The organism is Martelella mediterranea, assembly GCF_021021415.1.
In the GTDB taxonomy this organism is placed as follows: domain Bacteria; phylum Pseudomonadota; class Alphaproteobacteria; order Rhizobiales; family Rhizobiaceae; genus Martelella; species Martelella mediterranea_C.
This window is the reverse complement of record NZ_JAINWJ010000008.1, coordinates 86,573-109,090: the sequence shown is the minus strand read 5'-3', so window position 1 is coordinate 109,090 and position 22,518 is coordinate 86,573. Positions and strand designations below refer to the sequence as shown.

At 60.8% G+C, this 22,518-nt stretch carries 17 protein-coding genes; 15 read left to right on the top strand and 2 right to left on the bottom strand.

Annotation, left to right across the window (positions count from 1 at the left end; all coding sequences use genetic code 11):
* Nucleotides 1-57: 57 nt before the first annotated feature.
* From K7H91_RS06110 to K7H91_RS06085, 6 genes are all read left to right on the top strand, one after another.
* Nucleotides 58-2,175, top strand: a complete 2,118-nt coding sequence (locus tag K7H91_RS06110; RefSeq protein ID WP_230719314.1) for a TRAP transporter permease — start codon at nt 58-60, stop codon at nt 2,173-2,175.
* A complete protein-coding gene (locus K7H91_RS06105; RefSeq protein WP_230719313.1) occupies nt 2,172-2,549 on the top strand; it encodes a DUF1850 domain-containing protein in 378 nt (125 codons plus the stop codon). Before K7H91_RS06110 ends, K7H91_RS06105 begins: the two co-directional genes overlap by 4 nt.
* Before the next feature lie 34 nt (nt 2,550-2,583).
* Nucleotides 2,584-4,161: a sensor histidine kinase gene (locus K7H91_RS06100; protein ID WP_230719312.1), complete on the top strand. Its 1,578-nt coding sequence runs from the start codon at nt 2,584-2,586 to the stop codon at nt 4,159-4,161.
* Nucleotides 4,118-4,378, top strand: a complete 261-nt coding sequence (locus K7H91_RS06095) for a sensor histidine kinase (protein ID WP_230719311.1) — start codon at nt 4,118-4,120, stop codon at nt 4,376-4,378. The genes K7H91_RS06100 and K7H91_RS06095 overlap by 44 nt, the downstream gene beginning before the upstream one ends.
* Nucleotides 4,375-5,703 (top strand): sigma-54-dependent transcriptional regulator, encoded by a 1,329-nt coding sequence (locus K7H91_RS06090; protein ID WP_230719310.1) that lies wholly within the window; start codon nt 4,375-4,377, stop codon nt 5,701-5,703. Before K7H91_RS06095 ends, K7H91_RS06090 begins: the two co-directional genes overlap by 4 nt.
* A 347-nt stretch (nt 5,704-6,050) precedes the next feature.
* Complete coding sequence (locus K7H91_RS06085; protein ID WP_230719309.1) at nt 6,051-7,172, top strand: Gfo/Idh/MocA family protein; 1,122 nt, start codon at nt 6,051-6,053, stop codon at nt 7,170-7,172.
* Nucleotides 7,173-7,456: 284 nt separating this feature from the next.
* Here the strand turns inward: K7H91_RS06085 and K7H91_RS06080 are convergent, their stop codons facing one another.
* The gene (locus tag K7H91_RS06080) at nt 7,457-8,161 is read right to left on the bottom strand and encodes a GntR family transcriptional regulator (RefSeq protein ID WP_230719308.1); all 705 of its coding nucleotides are present in this window, start codon (nt 8,159-8,161) and stop codon (nt 7,457-7,459) included.
* A gap of 393 nt (nt 8,162-8,554) precedes the next feature.
* Here K7H91_RS06080 and K7H91_RS06075 point away from each other — a divergent pair, with 393 nt between their 5' ends.
* The 7 genes from K7H91_RS06075 (at nt 8,555) to K7H91_RS25675 (ending at nt 18,350) form a co-directional block, all read left to right on the top strand.
* On the top strand, nt 8,555-9,574 hold the full coding sequence (locus K7H91_RS06075) for a TRAP transporter substrate-binding protein (RefSeq protein ID WP_230719307.1): 1,020 nt from the start codon (nt 8,555-8,557) through the stop codon (nt 9,572-9,574).
* 147 nt (nt 9,575-9,721) lie between these two features.
* Nucleotides 9,722-10,486 carry a glucose 1-dehydrogenase gene (locus tag K7H91_RS06070; protein ID WP_230719438.1) on the top strand — a complete coding sequence of 255 codons (765 nt, stop codon included), beginning with the start codon at nt 9,722-9,724 and terminating at the stop codon, nt 10,484-10,486.
* Nucleotides 10,487-10,556: 70 nt separating this feature from the next.
* Entirely contained in the window at nt 10,557-11,564 is a 1,008-nt protein-coding gene (locus tag K7H91_RS06065; protein WP_230719306.1) for a phosphoglycerate dehydrogenase, read from the top strand.
* Nucleotides 11,557-12,486: a dihydrodipicolinate synthase family protein gene (locus K7H91_RS06060; RefSeq protein WP_230719305.1), complete on the top strand. Its 930-nt coding sequence runs from the start codon at nt 11,557-11,559 to the stop codon at nt 12,484-12,486. The genes K7H91_RS06065 and K7H91_RS06060 overlap by 8 nt, the downstream gene beginning before the upstream one ends.
* 68 nt (nt 12,487-12,554) lie before the next feature.
* Complete coding sequence (locus K7H91_RS06055; protein WP_230719304.1) at nt 12,555-13,055, top strand: TRAP transporter small permease; 501 nt, start codon at nt 12,555-12,557, stop codon at nt 13,053-13,055.
* Nucleotides 13,055-14,335, top strand: coding sequence for a TRAP transporter large permease (locus K7H91_RS06050; RefSeq protein ID WP_230719303.1), 1,281 nt, complete (start codon nt 13,055-13,057; stop codon nt 14,333-14,335). The genes K7H91_RS06055 and K7H91_RS06050 overlap by 1 nt, the downstream gene beginning before the upstream one ends.
* 460 nt (nt 14,336-14,795) lie before the next feature.
* On the top strand, nt 14,796-18,350 hold the full coding sequence (locus tag K7H91_RS25675) for a S8 family serine peptidase (RefSeq protein ID WP_330165989.1): 3,555 nt from the start codon (nt 14,796-14,798) through the stop codon (nt 18,348-18,350).
* A 236-nt stretch (nt 18,351-18,586) separates the two neighbouring features.
* Here the strand turns inward: K7H91_RS25675 and K7H91_RS06035 are convergent, their stop codons facing one another.
* Nucleotides 18,587-19,975: a PLP-dependent aminotransferase family protein gene (locus K7H91_RS06035; RefSeq protein WP_230719302.1), complete on the bottom strand. Its 1,389-nt coding sequence runs from the start codon at nt 19,973-19,975 to the stop codon at nt 18,587-18,589.
* Nucleotides 19,976-20,181: 206 nt separating this feature from the next.
* Here K7H91_RS06035 and K7H91_RS06030 point away from each other — a divergent pair, with 206 nt between their 5' ends.
* Both K7H91_RS06030 and K7H91_RS06025 read left to right on the top strand, forming a co-directional pair.
* Entirely contained in the window at nt 20,182-21,501 is a 1,320-nt protein-coding gene (locus tag K7H91_RS06030) for a hydroxymethylglutaryl-CoA reductase, degradative (protein ID WP_269066018.1), read from the top strand.
* Between the two features lie 3 nt (nt 21,502-21,504).
* A complete protein-coding gene (locus K7H91_RS06025; RefSeq protein ID WP_230719301.1) occupies nt 21,505-22,518 on the top strand; it encodes an ABC transporter permease in 1,014 nt (337 codons plus the stop codon).

The following is a 22,518-nucleotide window of genomic DNA, read 5'->3' as shown; positions in this document are numbered from 1 at the left end:
CCGGGGCCGACTTTCGCAGCCGGCCCCACCCGGACTGAATCGCTTTGGGAGGACGCGATGCCGCACGATTCCATGAAACATGAAATGCCGGAGGAGGCCGGTGACCTCGGATTGCACGATCCGTTGGCCGAATCCTTTCCCCTATCATTTGAAGGCCGCCTGCTGTTCTGGATAGCCATCGCGTTTTCTGCTTTCCAGATCGCGACCGCGGCCCATTTTATCGATTTTGCCAGCCAGATCGTAAGGGCGATCCATGTCGGCTTCCTGATGTTGCTGACCTTTCCCCTGATGGCTCTGGCGCGGCGGAAATCCGGCGCATGGAAGGCGGTTGCCTGGGTATTGGCGCTGGCGGGCGTCGCGGTCGCCCTCTACCAGTATGTGGAGTATCTGCCGCTGACCCTTCGCGCCGGCGATCCGCTGCCGCGCGACATCGTCTTCGGTGTCGTGGCGCTGACGACTGTGTTCGTGGCGGCCTGGGTGGTGATGGGCCCGGCGCTGCCGATCATCGCAGGCCTGTTTCTGGCCTATTGCTTCTTCGGCCAATATTTGCCGTCGCCGCTCAACCATCGCGGCTATGATTTTTCGCAGGTCATCGACCACATGGCCTATGGAACGGAGGGGATTTACGGCATTCCCATCTATGTTTCCTCGACCTACATCTTCCTTTTCATCCTCTTTGGCGCGTTCCTTGAAAAAGCGGGGATGATCAAACTGTTCACCGACGTCTCACTCGGCCTGGTGGGGCATCGGACAGGCGGACCTGCGAAGGTCTCCGTCATTTCCTCCGGGCTGATGGGAACGATATCGGGCTCGGGCGTCGCCAATGTGGTCACCACCGGTCAGTTCACCATCCCGCTGATGAAGAAGTTCGGCTATCGTCCGGCCTTCGCCGGCGGGGTCGAGGCGACGGCATCGATGGGCGGACAGATCATGCCGCCGGTCATGGGGGCGGTCGCCTTCATCATGGCCGAAACGCTCGGCGTCGAATATCACGAGGTCGTCAAGGCCGCGATCATTCCGGCCATTCTCTACTTCGCATCCGCCTTCTGGATGGTGCATCTGGAGGCCGGAAAGCACGGTCTGGTCGGCATGGGCAAGTCTGAACTGCCATCCGCCGTCAAGGCCCTGAAGGATGGCTGGTTTCTCGTTCTACCCCTGATCGTTCTCGTCTATTTTCTGTTTTCGGGTTACACGCCGCTCTATGCCGGCACCATCGGCCTTGCGCTCACCGTGATGCTCATCCTCGGCGGCTCCATTGCGCTCGGGCTTCCGCAAGGCATTATCCGGCTTATCTTCTGGGTCGGCCTCGGCCTGGTCGCTGCCGCCTTCCTCGCCTACGGGAACCGGGTGATGCTTGTCGCGGTCGCCGGGCTGATCGCCTGGAACGTGCTCACGAAGGGCGGACGCGAATCCCTCGTCATATGTCGCGATGCCTTGGCGGACGGGGCCAAGACGGCGCTTCCCGTCGGCGTTGCGTGTGCGGTTGTCGGCATCATCATCGGCACCATGACCCTGACCGGCGCCGCCAACACATTCGGGCAGTTCATCGTGTCCGTGGGTGAAAGCAACCTGTTCCTGTCGCTCGTGCTCACCATGATCACCTGCATCGTGCTGGGCATGGGAATACCGACCATACCGAACTACATCATCACGTCGTCGATCGCGGGACCGGCCTTGCTGGAACTGGGCGTGCCGCTGATCGTCAGCCATATGTTCGTGTTCTATTTCGGCATTCTCGCCGATCTCACCCCGCCGGTGGCGCTGGCCTGTTTCGCGGCCTCACCGATCGCGAAGGAAAACGGCCTCAAGATCTCGCTCGAAGCCGTCAAGGTCGCGGCCGCCGGCTTTGTGATCCCGTTCATGGCGGTCTATACCCCCGCCCTGATGTTGCAGGATGGCGGTCCGCTGGCGGAAACGATCGGCTACGCGCCGGCGGTCGCCTACATCGTCTTCAAGGCGGCGCTTGCGATCGGCCTTTGGGGAACCGCCGTCATCGGATATGCGGGAACGCGTCTGAACCCGTTCATGAGGCTTATGGCCGCGGCGGCTGCGGGAACCCTGATCGTTTCCTTGCCGATAACCGACGAGATCGGCCTTTTCCTGGCGGTCGTCTTTGCATTCCTGGTTTATCGCAAGATCAGGCGCAGCAGCGTTTCGCAGGCGGCGGGCACATGAGCCTGTGCATTCTCGCTGGCGGCAAGGTGACCGTCATCGCCGCAACCGCGTTCTCGCTTTCCTGGGTTCACTCGGTCGAAAAGATCGAGTGGCAGGAGGACTGGGCGATCGTCGACGCTGAGCTCGTGCTGACCGAGGCGAGGGTCAAGGGGTCGGGCGCGGGGATGGACCCCGGCGCCGGCGCCCGCCTCGTCGGCGGATGGTGGACGTGGCATCCCGAAGCGCCGCCGGTCGGCACGCTTCATCTTGCCGCCTCCGGCGCCACCGTTTCGGGGTGGAAAATCTGCTACGGGCGGCAAAACGATTGCATCTTGCTTGGCGAAGCGGAGGGGGACACGATTGCTCTTGCCGAGTGCGGGCCTGAAGACGGATAAATAGCCTGGAGCAATGCTTGGCCCGGTACTGTCGATGAAACGCTACAAGATTTCCCTGGTTTCGCTCGCCGTCGTGTTCGTGTCGGCCGTCGTCGTGTGGTTTCTTGTCGAGGACAGGGAGAAGAAAACCATCCTGGTCCGGCTGGAGCAATCCGCCTTTCTCGCAGCCAGAAGCGTGGAAGCCGAGATCGACCGCTTCAGATACCTGCCGACGATTGCAGGCGAAGACGAGCGGGTGAGGGCGCTTCTGCGCGCGCCGCAGGACCCGGAACGTATTGCCGCGGCCAATGCCTATCTTTCGACCGCGGTGGCCGCTTCCGGCGCGACCTATCTTTACCTGCTCGACAGCGAAGGCCTGACATTGGCGTCCAGCAACTGGGATCAGCCCGATAGCCTGGTCGGCAGGAATTACGGTTTCAGGCCGTATTTCAAGGACGCGATGAAAGAAGGCGATGGCAGCTATTACGGGATTGGCGTGACTACCGGGAAGCCCGGCTATTTCATGTCCCGGCGGATTGGCGCAGGGCCTGGCGGCCAGCCCGGGGTCGTGGTCGTCAAGATCGACCTGCTCCCGCTTGAGGCAAGCTGGAAATCGGCAGCGCAGAACCTCTCGCTCGCGGATCGCTACGGGATCGTGTTTCTCACCGGCAACAGCGACTGGAAATATCGGCCGATTGCCCGGCTCACGCAGGCTGCGCTCGACACCCTGATCGCCTCGCGCACCTATGAAGGCATCGATCTGGGCACCCGGCGGCCGATCGCCGCCGGCGAAAATGCCAGTGACCTCCTCGTAAGCGGTGAAGACCTGTTCGAGAGGATCGACGACAGTCTTCTCTCCGCGTCGGTAAGGCTGCCGAGAGAAGGCTGGACGCTTTTCGCCAGCACCGATCTGGCGCCGGCCAGAGACAGTGCGACCGTCTGGAGCCTGATCACGGTACTCGTCGGCATGCTTCTCACCGGTGCGCTTCACTTTCTGCTGCAGCGCCGCCAGCTCGTGGCACTGCGGCTCCAGCAGAGCGAGATGCTTGAGCGCAAGGTCGAGGAGAGAACCCGCGATCTGGCGCATGAGATCGAGGTGCGCAAGGCCGCGGAACACGATCTCAAGGTCGCGCAGGACGGGCTTGTCCACGCGGAAAAAATGGCCGCCCTCGGCCGCATGTCGGCGGCCATCGTGCATGAGGTCAGCCAGCCGCTCGCCGCGCTGGAGACGACGCTTGCGAGCACCAGCCTGCTGGCGCGCTCGGTTGAGGAAAAGGGCGTCGCCAGCAGGATCGAGTCGGCGCGCAATCTTGTCCGGCGAATGCAGAAGACGGTGAAGCACCTCAAGACATTTTCGAGAAAGGACCGGGCGGAAATCGAGGCCTTCGATTGTGTCGAAAGCCTCAGGGCCGCCGTCGAAATCGCCGGAGCGCGGGCGGAAAGGATCGGCGTGAAGCCGAAGATCCAGGCCGCTGATGCAGTGTATGTCTCCGGATCGTCCATCCGGCTGGAACAGGTTTTCCTCAATCTGCTGTTGAATGCGATCGATGCTCTGGAGGAAAGCCGCGTCACCGCGGATCACGATCACCGTGAGCGCATCCGATGCTTATGTGGATATTGCGGTCGCCGATAATGGCCATGGCATCAGTCCGGAGGATTTCGACCAGGCCATGGAGCCGTTTTTCACCACCAAGGCGGGGAGCGAGGGGCTGGGACTCGGCCTCTCGATCTCTGCCGCCATCGTCGAGGATCACGGCGGTGAGCTGCGCCTTTCGCCCGATCCGCAAGGTGGAACCATAGCGACGGTCCGGCTGCCGCTGCATGTCCAGAAAGTGAGGGCCGCTGAATGAAGAAGGACCATGTCTTCCTTGTCGACGACGACCGTGACCTGCTTGCATCCGCATCCGACTGGATCGAAATGAACGGGTTTCAGGTCACCGGCTTCAACAATGCGATCGACGCATTGAAGCAGCTCGACAACGTCGTCCCCGATGTTCTCGTCTCGGATATCAGGATGCCCGGCGTCGATGGCATGACATTGCTTTCGACCGTCAGGAAAAGCCATCCGGGCTTGCCGGTCGTACTGTTGACGGGACACGGCGAGACCCAGCTTGCGGTTCAGGCGATGAAGGCCGGCGCGGAAGACTTCCTGGAGAAACCCTATGACGCCGACCACCTCATCGCGGTGCTCAACAGGGCCATCAAGCGCAATACGATGAGCGCCGAGATCAGGCGTCTGCAAAAGGTGGTTCTCAGTTCGCCGGAGGGCGTGGGTGAGATTATCGGCAACCATCCCTCGATCGTCCGGTTGAGAGAGAGAATTGCGACGGTTGCCTCGCTGGATGTCAATGTCCTCATCGTCGGCGAGACAGGAACCGGCAAGGAGCTTGTCGCCAGAACCCTTCACGAACAGAGCGACCGTGCGGCGCGGCCGTTCGTGCCGATCAATTGCGCCGCCATACCCGACGCGGCATTCGAAACCGAGCTGTTCGGCTTTGCCAAGGGCGCGTTTCAGGGCGCAGACAAGGATCGTTCGGGCAAATTCGAATATGCCTCCGGCGGCACTGTGCTGCTGGACGAGGTCGATGCGCTGGCCCCGCCGCTCCAGGCAAAATTGCTGCGCGTCCTGCAGGAGAAAATGGTGGAGCGGTTGGGGGAAAACCGTTCGCGCCCGATCGATGTCCGGATCGTGGCGACGTCCAAAACCGATCTGCAGAGCGCGATCGCGAACAATGAATTCCGCGCGGACCTGTTCTATCGGCTGTCGGGCGTCACCATCTCTGTACCGCCGCTCAGGGACCGCGCCAGCGACATCCTTCTGCTTTACGCCCATTTCGCGCGCCTGGCCGCCAGACGCTATGGCTCAAAGCCCAATGAGATCGAGCCCGAGCACGGCTTTCGTCTTCTCGCGGAAGCGTGGCCAGGCAATGTCCGCGAACTCAAGAACAGGGCCGAAGCACAGGCGCTCGGGGTCGACTGGGCTCTCGAATCCGCATCGCGCGGCGATGCGCAATCGGCGCCGTCCGCCGGCCTGAATGACGAAATCAGGCAATATGAAAAGTCCCTGATCCAGCGCGCGCTGACGACCTCCGGCAACAATGTCGCGGAAGCCGCACGGATTTTACAGATTCCGAGACGGACCCTGAGCGAAAAGATTTCCAAGTTCGGTTTATGACGATCCGCGTTCTCCCCAAGAGTAGGAGCGCCGCAGCATAGGCCCATTGTCGGTCGCGCCGCTACAGCTCATTCAGGAAAAGCCGGCGCGCTCGATCTCGGCCACCGGTATGCGGCGATCGTGGAATCGGGGTCCGACGGTTCGCGCCAGGCACGAGATCGAGACGCCCACCGCGCCGCATCGGCAGCGTCACCGCATTCCGGTCCGCGACCCGCTCGAAGGCCAGGGGGGCGGATAATTTTTATTCTATTATTTGGACTAAATGAAACAAAACAATTATTCTTCGGTCCGACATCATTCGACACGTAGTCGGGACAATGCGCCGCGACGGCGCGGGAGGCTTGCACATGAGGTCTATTGGTATTGGCCTGATCGGAACCGGCTATATGGGCAAATGCCATGCTCTGGCATGGAATGCCGTCGGGCCGACCTTCGGCGATTGTCCGCCGGTTCGGCTCGCGCATCTGGCCGAGGTCGATCGGGATCTCGCGCGCGAAAAGGCGCGGGCCTTCGGCTTCGAAAAGGCCACTGCGAACTGGCGCGATCTCGTCGCCGACCCCGACGTCGATGTGATTTCGATCGCCGCGCCGAATGCCTTTCATCCGGATATGGCGATTGCGGCGCTGGAGAGCGGCAAGCACGTCTGGTGCGAGAAGCCGATGGCGCCGAAATTCGACGACGCGCTCAAGATGCGGGACGCCGCGCGGGCCGCGGGCCGCGCCGCGGTGCTTGGCTATAATTACATCCAGAACCCGATGATCCGCCAGATCGCGGGCTTTTTGAAGCAGGGGGCGATCGGTGCGGTCAATCACATCCGCATCGAGATGGACGAGGATTTCATGGCCGATCCCGACCAGTTCTTCTACTGGAAGAGCGAGGCGAGTTCCGGCTATGGCGCGCTGGACGATTTCGCCGTGCATCCGCTTTCGCTGATCCGGATGCTATTCGGCCGGCTTGCAAGCGTCACCACCGACATGGCCAAGCCCTACGCCGAACGCCCGCTGAAGGCCGGCGGGAAGCGCGCGGTGGAGACCCATGATATCGCCAGCGTGCTGTTTCGCATGGAAAACGGCGCGTCCGGCGTGCTGATGGCCAACCGCGCCGCCTGGGGTCGCAAGGGCCGGATCGCGATCCAGATCTTCGGCTCGGCCGGATCGATCACCTATGATCAGGAGCGCATGAACGAGGTGGAGCTCTTCCGCGCCGGCGGGGCGACCGAGGAGGCCGGCTATACTCGGATTCTCGCCGGGCCGGCGCACCCGCCCTATGGCCAGTTCATTCCCGCCCCGGGCCACGGCCTGGGTTTCAACGACCTCAAGGTGATCGAGTGCCGCCATTTGATCGCCGCGATGGCTGGAGAGCCTGCCCATGTGATCGACTTCGAGAAAGGCGTCGAAATCGAACGCGCGGTCCACGCCATGGCCGAAGCGCATGAAAAGCGCGGCTGGGTCGATATCGGTTATGATTGAGGGTGCAATCGCCGCCCGAGGCCGGGAGGCTCCAGCGGGAGCCGCCAAACCTCGAAGGAAAAGACTGGTTTTCCTTCTTAACCGGCTTTGGAAGCAGAGCCGTTCTCCACGCCTGAACGGGCTTTCGGGACGGGGCAAATGCATTGATGAGGACTTGGCTTCGCTCGCTCAACTTTTCCACGGGCCGGTTAACGGGACGGAAGGCGGAAATTGGCTTGCCAGTTTGAATGCTTGCGTCAAATCGCCTGCTCGGTGGCGAAACGTTCCACAGCGTGTGCTCGGAATCAGGCGATCGTGCCGCCCAGAGCGAGGGTCAGCGAATTGTCTATATGCTGCTGCAAGGCGCTTTTGGCCGCCTCCGCACGCCCTTCGCGCATCGGGATGAGGAAGGCGAGGTGCTCGCGTCTGACGCGTTCGGCGTTGAACGGCGTAACGCGCAACCGGTATTGCACGGCCATCCGGATCTTGATCGCCGTGACCCGATAGACGTTGAGAAACAGCTCGTTATGCATGCTCCCGATCAGCGCGTTGTGCATCGACCAGTCCAGTTTCTGTAGCGCATCCGCGTATTCCTGCTCCTGGCCGGGTGCGGCGTCCTCTGCCCGTTCAAACTCTCTGATCCAGAATTCGAGCGTATCCTTCGGAATGTTCCGCATCGCAGCGTCGACGGCGGCCAGTTCCAGCACGCTGCGCAACTCGTAAGCCTCACGCACGAACTGGATATCCATGCTCGGCACCATAAGGCCGCGCTTCGGCAGCGGGATCAGCAAGCCTTCGGTCTGAAACCTTGCAATCGCCTCGCGAACCGAGCCAAGCGTGGTATCGGTGAGCTTTACCAGCTCGCGCTGGGAAACGAGTTGTCCGGGCTTCAGTGCGCCGGAATTGAGCAGTGCCTCGATCCGCTCATAGGCCTTTTCGCGCATCATCTGTTCAGGCGGTTCGGAGCTCGGTTCGGGGGAACCCGAATTCGGGTGCGTTTTAGCGGGCATGTCGTCTCTTTTGATGATCAAGCGGATTGCAAGAGGCTGCGGCAAATCGAATCCGATCTTAACATGTCAGATGCATGTCAACAATTGCGGTGCCGCTTGGAATGAGACGCGGAATTGAACAGGTGAGGGGGAGACAGGGCAGTGCATGGCTGGCATGCGTCTGAGTGTTGACTAACATGTCAGTTGCATGTAGTGGTTTCCGGACATTTTTGCATGTCGTGATTTCCGGCGTTTTCGCCGGCCCCAGCATCAAAAATGGCACGGCTCGATTTTGAGGGCCGGAACTAACGATTGAGCGGGGCGGCTTCAGAAATGTCCGGTCGTCGTCGGGAGGTTTGGAGAGAGGTTCCGGCCTGCCCGCACCCGCCATAAACAAGTCTAAGGGAGGCTTCTATGAACAAGATTTTGGCTGCTGCCGCCGGCGGCATTTTGATCGCCACATCGCATGTTTCACTCGCGCATGCGGCGGACTACAACATGGTCCTGTCGATGCAGGTCACCGATCCCGACAGCCCGATCTATCAGGCCTTCGAATATATGGAATCGGAGATCAACAAGCGGAGCGACGGCCGCATTTCCGCGAAGCTCTATGGCGGCGGCGCGCTCGGCGGCGACCGTGAAGTGGCCGAGAGCATCGCGCTTGGCGATGTCCAGCTCACCACGATGAGCACGTCACCGCTGGTTCCCTTCGTCGAACAGCTGGCTGTCTTCGACATCCCCTATATCTTTCCGGCAGACCCGGAACTGCAGAAGCAGGTTCTGCTCGATAGCGAATTCTCCAAGGGCCTGGAGAAATACATGGAGCCGAGCGGCTTCCGTCTCGCGGGCTTCTTCAACATCGGCTTCCGTCAGTTGACCACATCTGATGTTCCCGTTCACTCGGTCGAGGATATCGAGGAGGCCAAACTGCGCATTCGCGTGCAGGAAAACCCCTATCACATCGAGATGTGGAGCCTTCTTGGCGCCGCGCCGACCCCGATTGCCTACACCGAGCTTTACGGCGCGTTGCAGCAGGGCGTTGTCGATGGTCAGGAAAACCCCTACCTCAACATCCTGTCGGGCAAGTTCTATGAAGTTCAGGACTACCTGACCGAAACCAACCACATCCTTCTGGCAAACCTCATGCTGATGGATAACGCCTGGTACCAGAACCTGCCGGAAGACCTGCAGGACGTCGTCGACGGTGTTCTCGATGATGCCATCGCCCATCAGTGGGACGCGCAGAACGCGGCACTCGCGGATCAGCGTGCCGAGTTGGCAGAGCATATGGAAATCATCGAGCTGACGCCGGAGGCGCTGGCCGAGTTCCAGGAGCGCACCGCGCCGATGATCGACCAGATTCGCGCCGATGTCGGCGACGATATCGTCGATGGTCTGCTGAACGCGATCGATCAGGCGAAATCCGCCAACTGATCTGTCTTGACGACAAGGGACGCGCGCACAGCGCGTGTCCTCGCCCCGATGGCGGGCGGAAAATGCGCCGCGCTCCTGCTTGCAGGCGGCGCGCGCAGCCGGGCCCGTGATGCGGCTTCGGGTGTGCCACTCTGGAGAAAATTCATGATCAAGGAAATGTTCGACCTCAGCGGCAAGACGGCGTTTGTCAGCGGCTCCAGCAGAGGGATCGGATTTGCAATTGCCGAGGCTTTTGCCGATGCCGGCGCAACGGTCGTCATCAATTCCAGAAAGCCGGAAAGTCTGGCCAAGGCGCAGGCGAAGCTTGCGGACAAGGGCTACGCCGTCCACGCCGTGCCTTTTGACGTGACGGACAGCAAGGCAGTGGCCGCCGGCATCGAGAAGATCGAAACCGAAATCGGCCCCATCGATATCGCCGTCAACAATGCAGGCATCCAGCGCCGGTCGCCGTTTACCAAAATCACGGATGAACTCTGGCGCGATGTGATGGAAACCAATCTCAACGCCGTGTTCTTCGTTGCACGCGCGGTCTCTGAACGCATGACGGAGCGCAAGCGCGGCAAGATCATCAATATCTGCTCGCTTGCCAGCGAAGTCGGCAGGCCGAGCATTGTTCCCTACACCACCGCCAAGGGCGCCGTACGCATGCTGACCAAGGGCATGTGCTGCGAGCTGGCAGGCCACAACATTCAGGTCAACGGCATCGGCCCCGGCTATTTCCGCACCGAACTCAACACCGATCTGTTCGAGAACAAGGAATTCAACGACTGGGTCTGCGCGCGCACGCCCGCCGGTCGCTGGGGAGAGCTCGACGAGTTGAAGGGCGTTGCCGTGTTCCTGGCCTCCGAAGCCGCAAGCTTCATGAATGGCCAGGTGATCTATGTCGACGGCGGCCTGCTGAGCGGCATGTAAATGTCGCCGGCCGCCGCGCCGGGTCGCTCGCCCGCAGCCGCAAATTCCAACCAGAATGCCTGGAAGCATCATGACTGAACACAAGAAAATACTGGTCAATACCGAGCAGTTCAAAAACGGCGATGCCCTGTTTGATCCGCTGAAGGAGGCGGGCTTCACGGTCGAGGTCAACGAGACCTTCCGTCTTCCGAGCGAAGACGAACTGATCGAAAAGCTTCAGGGCGGCGTGGTGGCCACCATTGCCGGCGGCGAACCCTACACGGCGCGCGTGCTGCAATCGGCGCCGTCGCTGCGCATCATCGCGCGCTGGGGCGTGGGTTATGACAAGGTCGATGTCGAGGCGGCGAGCGCTGCCGGCGTTCCAGTCGCCATGGCCTTCGGCGCCAATCACGAAAGCGTGGCCGAATATGCCCATGCCATGGCGCTGACGCTGGCCTGCCGCATCATTCCGCGCGACCGGATGGTCAAGTCCGGCCAGTGGTTCTTCGACGGTTTCCACCCCGGCCTGTGGGGTCGCACCGCCGGTATCATCGGCCTTGGCCGGATCGGCGGCGCCATGGCGCGGCGTTGCGTGGCGAGCCAGATGAAGACGCTTGTCTACGATCCCTTCGCCAGCGACGAGCAGATCGAAAGCCTCGGCGCCAGGCGGGTTGAAAGTCTGGAAGACCTGTTCTCGCAGTCCGACCTGATCTCCGTTCATGCACCCTCGACGCCGGAAACCCGCCATCTGGTCAATGCCGAGCGGCTGGCATTGGTCAAGTCGACGGCCATTCTGGTGAACACCTCGCGCGGTCCGCTGATCGACGAGGCCGCGCTTACGATGGCGCTTGAGGAGGACCGCATCGGCGGCGTCGGGCTCGACGTTTTCGAGACCGAGCCCCTGCCGGCGTCTTCGAAGCTGCGCGAATTCTCCAATGTTCTTCTGTCGCCGCACGTTTCGGGCATGGACAAGATGGCCGAACGCCTCGTCACCGAGCGCTGCGTCTCAAACATTCTCGACTATCTGTCCGGCGACCACCAGAGAATCCGTCCTTATGTGGTCAATCCCGGCGTACTGAAAGGCGAAAGCAATGACTAAGCGTATCGAGGGCATCATCCCGGTGATGATCACGCCGTTCAAGGACGACGGCACGATTGACTATCCGGGACTTTCTCGGCTGATCGAATGGTATATCGCCAATGGCTGCGACGCGCTTTTTGCCGTGTGCCAATCGAGTGAAATGCTGTTTCTGAGCCTCGAAGAACGCGTTGCCCTTGCAAAATTCGTCGTCGAAGCCGTGGGCGGCCGGATTCCGGTCGTCGCGTCCGGCCATGTCAGCGACAAGCTGGAAGACCAGGAACGCGAACTCAATGCGGTGGCCGAAACCGGCGTCGACGGGCTGGTGCTCGTCACCAACCGCCTTGACGCAGGCCAGAAGGGCGGGACCGCCTTCATCGACGATCTTGGCTCGCTGATCGAAAAATTGCCGAAGGATCTGCCGCTTGGCCTTTACGAATGCCCGGCTCCATACCGGCGGCTTTTGAGCGATGAAGAGCTGATGTTTTGCGCGCGCTCGGATCGCTTCGGAATTCTGAAGGATGTCTCCTGCGACCTCGAAACGGTCCGCCGGCGCGTGGCGTTGACCGCGGATACCTCGCTTGCCATCGTCAATGCCAATGCAGGCATTGCGCATGAAGCGATGCTCTCGGGCTCGAACGGTTTTACCGGCGTGTTCACGAATTTCCATCCCGACCTCTATAAATGGCTGCTGACCAAGGGACCGCAACACAGCGACCTCGCTGGCGAGCTGGCCGTTTTCCTCGCGCTTGCCGCCATGGCAGAGCCGATGGGCTATCCCAAGCTCGCCAAGCTCTACCACCAGCGTCTGGGGACCTTCGACGGCATCGGCAGCCGGGCCATTGACTTCGATATCGCCGAAAAATACTGGGCGGTGGAAGCGCTTCTGGGGCACATCGAAACCGGCACGGCGCAATTCCGCGAAAAAGTGGCAAGAGCCTGATGAAATTGCCGACGGCGCGGCTGTCATGGCCGCGTCCGGCTTCCCCGTGAAGAGATTGGGAGGTGAGCATGAAAGCCCTGCGTTTTCTGGAACGCTATTTTGAGCGCATCCTTTTGACGGGCGCGTTGCTCGTCATGTCCGTGGTCCTGTTTGCGCAGGTGATCATGCGGTACTTCCTGCGTTCGCCGTTCACATGGTCGGAGGAACTGGCGCGCTATGTGCTGGTCTGGTCGGCGATTGTCGGCGTCAGCCTCGCCGTGCGGGAAAGACGGCATATCAGCGTCGATTTCCTGCCGTTGCTGTTCGGCGAGAAAAGCTATCGGGTGTTTGCGATTATCGCCCATATCGGCATGCTCGTCTTCAGCTTCATCATGATTTCGGCCAGCCTTCCGTTGATCGAGCGCCTTGCCATGCTGGGCCAGACGTCGCCGGCGCTCGGCATTCCGATGTGGACTGTCTATGCCGCCATTCCGGTAGGCTTCAGCCTCACCATGGTCAGAACGATCCAGGCGCTGATCGTCGACTTTGTCGCCAGGCAGATCCCGCTAAACGAGCATGGAGACATCTGATGTATCCGGCGCTGTCCATCATTTCATTTTTTGTTCTTCTGCTGCTGACCGTACCGGTTGCCATTGCGCTCGGCTATGGCGCGATCATCCCGGGGTGGTTCGGCGCGCCGGTCAACACCGGGCAGACCGTGCGAACGATCGTCACCGCGATCGATTCCTTCCCGTTTCTTGCGGTCCCGCTGTTCATGATGGCGGGCGACCTGATGACCAAGGGCGGTCTTGCGCGCCGGCTGTTCAGCTTCGCCGATGCCTTGATCGGCGGGCTGAACGGCGGTTTGGCGATCGCGACCGTGATGGCCTGCATGCTGTTCGGCGCAATTTCGGGTTCATCGCCCGCAACAGTCGCCGCCATCGGTGCCATGGCAATCCCGCTCCTGACGAAGCAGGGTTACGATCTCAGATTCGCGACGGTGCTGGTGACGACGGCCGGCACGCTCGGCGTAATCGTGCCGCCCAGCATCCCGATGATCATCTACGGCATGTCGGCGAATGTCTCCGTCAGCGCTTTGTTCATCGGCGGCGTGTTTCCGGCGCTGCTGATCGGCGGCCTTTTGATGTGCTACGCCTTCTGGTACGGCACGCGCCACAAGGACAGGATCGAAACCGATGCGGGCCGGGTGTCGAAGTTCAGGGCCTTTATCGACAGTTTCTGGGCGCTGCTGGCCCCCGTTATCGTGCTTGGCGGCATCTATTCCGGAGTCTTCACGCCCACTGAAGCGGCCGCGATCGCGGTTGCCTACAGCGCCTTCGTTTCGATCGTCGTGTTCCGCGAGTTGACGCCACTGGGCGTGGTTCGGACCGTCGCCGGAACCGCGCTGACGATCGCGCCCATCCTCATCCTGGCCGGAACGGGAGCGGCGATCGGGCGGACGCTCAACCTGCTCGGCGTGCCGACCATGCTCGGCAATCTGATCGGCGGGAACGTCTCGAATGAGCTGGTTCTGCTGCTGTTGATCAACGTGATGCTTCTGGTGGTCGGCATGGTCATGGAGACGCTTGCCGCCATCATCGTCCTCACCCCGATCCTGTTGCCGCTCATTGCCCAGTACAACGTCGATCCGATCCATTTCGGCTTGATCATGACGGTCAACCTGGCGATCGGCTTCATCACCCCGCCCGTGGGTTCCAATCTTTATATCGCCAGCGGCCTGACCGGTCTCAGCGTCGTCAAGATCGTGCAGGGCCTGATGGTGCCCCTCTGCCTGCTTCTCGTCGGTCTTCTTGTCATCACCTTCTGGCCCCAGCTCACGCTCTGGCTGCCTTCGGTGGTCGGCAACTAGCTGTAAAGCCGCAAGACGTTGCCGGTTGCCGCAGCCTTGGCGGCGCCGTCAGCCAGCCGAGTCCGGAGGCCTCGTCACGCTGAAACAACCTCTGGGCGTAGCAGGCATTGGGCGAGTGCCTGCGCAAAGAAGCAAGTGTCGATGCTGATAGGGCGTGCCTGTTTGCTGGCAAGCGGTGAGAATTGAACTCGCTTTGAGCCGGCAGCAATGTAAACGCCGCAAATGCCAGCGTATTCCCTGACCAGAAACCGTTTCTGTACATTCAGCACATCATTTGGGACGTGTGGGCGATACAGAGTCTTTTTCTTCCTCTAGACGGAAATTAGGTTCGTCTAATGGCGAGAACCGCAAAATACGCCGTATCGATACAAGGAGCGCGGGCTGAGCGCCCATGTTGCATCGATCTTTGGACTTGCCATTTGAAAACCTGAAATGAAACCGGATATTGAGGTGGATTTCCATGGCACTCGGCCTGTTCAATTCGAAGCGCCAGTCAGACAAGCGTGCATCTCGTTCTCTGGTCCTGCTGTTAACAACAGCAATGGCCGCGGTTCCATCCTTGACGACTGCAGCGCTCGCGAAGGAAACGTCCCGGCCAGAAGAAAACGCCCGAATATTGCAAGGTGGCGCGATATCCAGCGCACTCGAACAGGCCAGCGGATACGGGAAGCAATCCTTTCTGGCGAGCATCGTCGAGAACGCGCGGCTGACGCCGGAACGTGCCGGTTTGATCTATGAAAGCGCGAGAAAGTTGCGGCCCGAACTTGTACACAGTATTGCGCGCGCGGTTCAGTCCGGACAGCACCTGGCCCGTCTTTATCCGTCATCGTCTCTTTCTGGTCAGAGCATCGCTTCTGCCAACACCTATCCGGCTGCTCTGCCCTATCCCGGCGGTAATCCAGATATCCCGAAAAACGCACTCAGCGAGTATCAACGGAATTACTCGCTCGATGCCATTCGGGCAGAAGCCGCACGTGAAAGAGGGCTGACCGGCAAGGGCGTCGTTGTCGGCGTCATCGACTCCGGCATTGACCGCAGCCCTGATGGAACCGTTCATCCTGAATTCGCGGGACGCGTCGATTCCCGTTCCACAAGTTATGTTCACTGGTTCGACAAGTCTCTGGATGGACAGACCCTGACCATCGAAGAGTTTGAGAAGGGCTTTATCCAGGGCCCTGCGGATACCGAAGCGCTCGTCGCTCACGGAACACATGTTTCCGGCATCATCGGCGCAGGTCACAATGGATTCGGCATGGAAGGCGTGGCGCCCGATGCAACCATAATTTCCGCCAAGGCAATTACCGGGGCGGGCGGCGCCGTCAGGGTGGATATGGGTGACGGTACCTATCAGACATTCGATATCAGAGCACTCGAGGTGTGCGGCGCGGATGTTCTGAACGATGTGTGCAAGGCCGTCCCGGCCCCTTTCGTGGATCCTGAAAAGGTCAGTCCGTTTGTGATCCCCGACATTAACGCAAGCCTTTATCTTGCTCAGTTTTCCGACGTTAAAGTCATCAATATGAGCTACGGTCCGGGCGTTAGTCCGGGCGCCAAGACCTGGAACCTCGCGCCGGAAGGTCAACCGGACATGCTGGTCGGGGCAAAAGCGATGCGCTCCAATCTGGACGCAGGCCAGATCCTGGTCATCTCGGCTGGCAATTCTGCCGGCGATTATCCGAAATCAGCGCCCATTGTTGCCGAAAATCCGCTTGGCGGTGGCCTCTATCCGTTCATTCAGCCAAAGAACGAAGGGGTGACGAATTCCTCCGGAAACCTCGTTTATGACGATCATGGCACCGGGTTTGACCTGAGCTTTACATCCGCCGAGGCGCTGGCCGCAGCCGAGAAAAACGATGGGCTGAAGCGCGGGCGGATCGTCGTCGTCGTCGCGCTCGATGCCTATAACCAGATAAGCAGCTACTCCAACCGATGTGGCGTGGCGAAAGAATGGTGTGTCGCTGCTCCAGGCGGCGGGAGTCCCTCTCATCGCGATACCGGCATCTACTCAACCGTCCCTGTCGATGACGGAAGTTATGGAAACATGAGCGGCACATCGATGGCAGCGCCGAATGTGTCCGGAGCAGTTGCCATTCTGACCGAAGCTTACCCGACATTCTCTCCGGCGAAAATTGTCAGGATCCTGTTCATGACCGCCGAGGATCTCGGCGCTTCAGGCGTTGATGAAATTTATGGCTGGGGTCTCGTCAGGCTGGATCGCGCCTTGTCGGTCGCTCCCGTCGGCATGACCGGAGACGGCGTTTACACCGTCGGCGCTGATAATGGCGACACAACCTGGATCGTATCCTTTGAAAGCGACGGCAGCCTGGAAAAACAGGGTGCCGGGACGCTGGCCATCGCCGGGGACGCAACATTCAGGAAAGGCGGCGCGGTTGATGGCGGTTTGCTGGCTGTGGATGGCTCCCTTACCGGAGCCGCGTTGAAAATCGGCGAAGACGGCGCCCTTGGCGGCACCGGATTTATTGTTTCCGACGTCAGTGTTTCAGGAAGACTGTCCCCGGGCAGTTCGCCCGGTACGCTGACCGTTTCAGGTAATGTGACGCTGGACGCAACGGCCACCACGACGATTGAAGTCGATGGAACCGGGACACAAAACGGCGCGGGCAATTATGACCGCATCGTCCTTTCCGGCAGCGGCAACCAATTCACCGCGGGAGGCACGCTGACACCGCAACTGCGTGGCATTAGCGGATCCGCAACCAATAGATTCGTGCCTCAGCCTGGCCAGCTTTTCACATTCGTCTCCGCGCCTGAAGGCAGCGTGACCGGTAGCTTTGACGTGCTGACACAGCCCGCGGCCGGCCTGCCGGAAGCCACGCGTTTCGATGTTCTTTACTGGGACAATGCCTTGTCGCTGGCCGCAACGCCCGAGCGTTACGGCAACCTCGAAGCACTTGGAATTCCTGCCGGCGTCAATGAAAAAGCGCTGGGCCGCGCCATCGATGCGACGCGACCGGTGGCCGGGCAGAGACCTGATTCAGCCTATAATAGTGGTTATAATACGCTCTATGCGGCAAGTCTCGCTGAGCTCGCTGCGGGCCTTCCCTCGATGACCGGACAACTGCATGCGGAAATGGCCACGGCGTCAGTCCGGGCCATCGGTCGCTTCGCAGATACGATCAACGAACGGCAGACCGATCCGTCTGTCGACTGGTTTTCGCCAAACGAGACGGCTTATGGCGCCGGCCGGGCCTGGATTGCCGGCAACACGATTGCAACCGATGTCGGCGCGTCCGGCGGGCTTTCCGGCTATGACACCACCGCCAATAACGCTGTTTTTGGCCTCGACTGGACGTTTGGTCGCGGCATCGCAGGTGTTGCGGCCTCTTACGAATATGCCAAAGTTTCCGCCAATGCCAACGGATCCGGCAATATCGGCACCTATCAGGGTGCACTCTACGGCACTTTCGACACTGGCATGATCGCTGTTGCAGCCCGGGCGGGCCTTTCCTACGGCGACCTTTCCACCAGCCGGGAAACGTCACTTGGCTCCTACCATGCCATTGCAAACGCCAGTGGTCATGGTACCGGCGGGTTTATAGAAGCCACGGCATTCCATCCGTTTGAAACCACGGCCTTGACGCTGACGCCGTCGGCGACATTCGGTTACAGAGCCTTTCATCGCGACAGCATGCAAGAGACGGGAAGCAATCTCGGCCTCTCCCTGCCTTCTGAAACCTTCGAAGAAACCCAGACCACGATTGCCATGGCCTTTTCGAAAGACATTGCGTTCGATAGCGGTCTGCAGCTCCAGCCGCTTGTCAGTCTCGGTTGGCGCCACGATTATGGGGATGTCAAACGCGCCACGGACCTGGAAGTTTTCGGCGGCAGTTTTTCCGCACAAGGGGCCGACATCGGGGCCGATGCGTTTGTCGGACGTGCAGCGTTGACAGCCAGAGCAACAAACCGTCTTTCCTTCGAGGCGGCCTATGAGGGCGAGTTTCGCGAAAACCTTCAGAGCCACGTCTTCTCGGCAAAGGCAAGTCTCCGCTTTTAAAGCTTCGATTGGAATGGAACCAAAAGCGGGCAGACGTGCTTGAGCGTGTCTTTTAACGACATCGAATTCAAGATGCCGCTCTCAGCAGTTGATCTTGCGCCTTGTTTTGGAGGCAGATCGTCCGCCGAAATGTCTGAGCTTTGATGGGTAAGCGGTGTTTTGGCTCCTGAACCTCACGTCTGAGGCTCAAAGGACATCCTGCCACCGGCGGGTGTCCTCGTCGGGCGGTAGAACCGTCAAAGGCTGCGCAAAAGAAAATCGTAGAAGCGCTGGTCGTCGGCACGGGAGATGTTGATACGGATGCCGCGCGCCAGCGGCGAGTGCTTATCCACGCAGAAAACGCTGCCCGGTGCTATGAAAATGCTTTCCCTCGCGCCCTTGCGGGCAAGCTCGATGTCGCTGACCCCTTCGGGCAGGAGCAGATATTGATAGTAACCGCCGATCATGTCGGCATAGGTTTGCCATCCGGCTTGCCGGAGCTTTTCCTGCACGGTTTCCGAGGCATTGCTGATCCGTTGCCAGAGGCGCCTGAGGTGACGATCATAATGGCCGTCCGCCAGAAGCCTGTGAAGCAGCATCTCTACGTGACCCGAACTGTTGACGGTGGTCAGCATCTTGAGCTCGGCCAGCGCCTGGATCCGATCGCGGCGCGCCAGGATGAAGCCGGAGCGCAGGCTGGCGGAGAGGGTTTTGGCGAATGTTCCAACCGAGATCACGGTTCTGAGCTGATCCAGGGTCGCCAGGCGATGGCTGGATGAGGCGGGGAGGTCGGCGAAGGGATCATCCTCGATGACCGTCAGATTGTGCTGAGCCGCCGCCGTGAGCACGGCGTGGGCGACGGAAAGGGAAATCGAGCCGCCGGTCGGGTTATGCCCCAGCGATTGCGTGAAGAAAAGCTTGGGCCGTTCGCGCGCGAGTTTCGCGTTGAGGTCGGCGATGTCCGGCCCGTCCGGATTGCGGCGCACGCCCACCACCCTGACTTGCGCCAGCGCAAGCTTTGCGAATAAAGGGTAGTAGCCCGGCTCGTCGACCAGTACCGTATCGCCGGCGCGGAGCATGCTGCGGATGATCAGATCGAGCGCATGGTTGGCGCCGAAGGTCATCAACACATTGTCTTCCCCGGCCTCGATCTGTCGGTCCGCCAGCCGGCGCGCGATCTGCTGTCGCAGCGGCCTGAAGCCCGAAGCCGCGCCATATCCGTCGGTTTCGATTGAGGCAGGTCTCCCATAGGCGCCGAGATGCCGCCTGATCTCGGACTGCTCTGTCCAGGAGGGCGGAGGGCGGCCATCGCCAACCCTGATCGCGAAGCTCTGTTCAAGCTGGGCGCCGAGCAGCGAGGCGATGTCGATTGCCTCGGCGACGTGGCGCGGCCGGCCCGCGCCATCGGCGTCGACAGCCTGGGCCACAACGAAGCCCGATCCCTTGCGGGCAGCGATCAGGCCAGCGGCCACGAGGCGATCATAGGCCTCGACCACTGTATTCTTCGAGACTCCGTAATGCTCGGATGCCTTGCGGATCGAAAGAAGCCGGCTTGCGGCCGGCCGGGCGCCGGAAAAGATTTCCTCGCGAATCTGGCTGACGATGGTCTCCACCAGGGTCGCGCCTTTCGCCGGCGGCGGCGCCATCCCGCTTGCCAAAGAAGCGGCCGCTTTCCTCGAAAACGCACCTTTCCCGGTTTCCAAGCTTCCTCACTTTCGCGCGCGCCATGGGGCACGGTTTTATCGGACAGGGACAGTTTCAGACAATTATCTCAAACTGTACCTTTTCATCATGGTAACAAACTCGCAATAAACATTTCAAGAGGATCATGAATGTCACGTGGGAGGCGGCCTTGGCCGACGTGAAACAGGGCGCATCGCGCCCAGCCATCAATTCGCGCCTGGAAAACATGCGCAACCTTTCGCCCGCGGAGCGGCGCGCAAAAGTCGCTGACGCGGTCTCACTCGACGAGAGCGAAGCGGAGGTCTTCGTCAAGGGCGGCCTGCCGCTCGCAACGGCGAACGGGATGATCGAAAACGTCATCGGTACGTTTGAACTGCCCGTCGGCATCGCCACCAACTTCACCGTCAACGACAGGGACTATCTCGTGCCCATGGCGGTCGAGGAACCGTCGGTCGTGGCGGCGGCTTCGTTCATGGCCCGCATCGCCCGGTCCTGTGGCGGCTTCAAGACGTCCAGCACGGGGCCGATCATGCGTGCCCAGGTCCAGGTCCTCGGCCTCGGCGATCCGCACGGCGCCCGGATGCGGGTCTTGCGTGAACGCGAGGCAATCATCGCCGCGGCGAATGCGAAGGACCGGATTCTCAATGCGCTCGGCGGCGGCTGCCGCGATATCGAGGTGCATGTCTTCGAGCATACCGCCGTCGGCACGATGATCGCCGTTCACCTGATCGTCGACGTCCGCGACGCGATGGGGGCCAACACGGTCAACACAATGGCGGAGACCGTTGCGCCGATGATCGAGAAGATTACCGGGGGCACGGTCCGCCTGCGCATTCTGTCCAATTATGCCGACCTGCGTCTCGCCCGAGCATCTGTCACGCTGACGCCCGAGGCACTGAAGACCGAGGAATACGCGGGCGAGAGGGTGGTCCAAGGCATCGTTGAGGCTTGTGCCTTCGCGGTCGTCGATCCCTACCGCGCGGCAACCCACAACAAGGGCATCATGAACGGCATCGACCCGATCGTGCTCGTCACCGGCAATGACTGGCGCGCGATAGAGGCCGGCGCCCATGTCTGGGCCTCCCGATCCGGCCGTTATACCTCGCTTTCCAACTGGGAAATCGATGCCAAGGGCAACCTGACGGGCACGCTGGAGATGCCGATGGCGCTGGGCCTTGTCGGCGGCGCCACCAAGACCCATCCTGCCGCCCGCGCCGCGCTCAACATTCTCGGCGTCGAAAGCGCGCAGGAACTGGCTGAAGTCACGGTCGCCGTGGGGCTGGCGCAGAACATGGCGGCCCTTCGCGCGCTTGCCACTGAGGGTATCCAGAAAGGCCACATGGCGCTTCATGCCCGCAACATCGCCATCGTTGCCGGCGCAGTCGGTGCGGAAATCGAAAAGGTCGCCGGGGCGCTTGCCGCCGATCACGACGTTCGGGCAGACAGGGCCAGAGAGCTGCTGGAAGCCATGCGCATGGGCGGAGACTGAGGCATGGAAAACCCCGCCGCGCGCCATGAGGCAGCCCAACCCTTCTACCTCAGCCTTCTCAGGAGCCAGGAAGGCATCGTCTTCGCGCTCGCCGTCATGGCCTTCGTGTTCTTTTCGGTGCTGCTGCCGGGATTCCTGACCGCCGGCAACCTTCTGGTGCTGGTGCGCAGCGTCTCGATCCTCGGTATACTGGCGCTCGGCATGGCGCTGGTGGTCATAGCCCGCGGCATCGACGTCTCGATGATCGCGATCATGGTGGTTTCGGTCTGCTGGGCCTTCGTGATTGCCGGCGCCGGCTATTCGCTCGTGCTTGCGCTTCTGATCGGCGCGGGTTTTGCCATACTCTGCGGTGTGGTCATCGGCGTCATCATCGCATTCGGCGATGTGCCGCCAATCTTTGCCACGCTCGCCGCCGGCTCGGTGATCTATGGCACCGGCCGCACCTTCTTCTTCACGCTTGAGATGCAGAATGTGCCGGCGGACGCCAGTTGGTTCGGAGCGATCGGACAGGGCAATATCCTCGGCATTCCGGTCACTGTCCTTGCCTTTCTGGCGTTGTGCGCCCTGTTCCACTTTGTCCTTTCGCGCACGGGCTTCGGGTGGATGGTCTATGCGATGGGCAACAATCCCGACGCGGCGCGCACGACGGGCATACCGATGCGGCCGATGATCATGGCCCAGTATGCCATCAGCGCGCTCATCGCCTTTCTGGCCGGACTCATTCTCGCCTCATCGGCCAATGCCATCAACGCCCGGCTTTTCAACTCGACGATGATCTACGACATCCTGCTTGTCGTCGTGCTTGGCGGAATCGGCCTAAACGGCGGCCACGGCAGCATTCGCAACGTCATTCTCGGCACGGTTTTCGTCGGCATCCTGCTGAACGGAATGACAATCATGAATATCGACTACACGGTCCAGAACCTCGTCAAGGGCGTGGTGCTGCTGCTGGCGATCGTGGCTGATTCCATTGTGAACCCGCGCGACGAACAGACGTCGCAGCAGGGCGACCTCTGA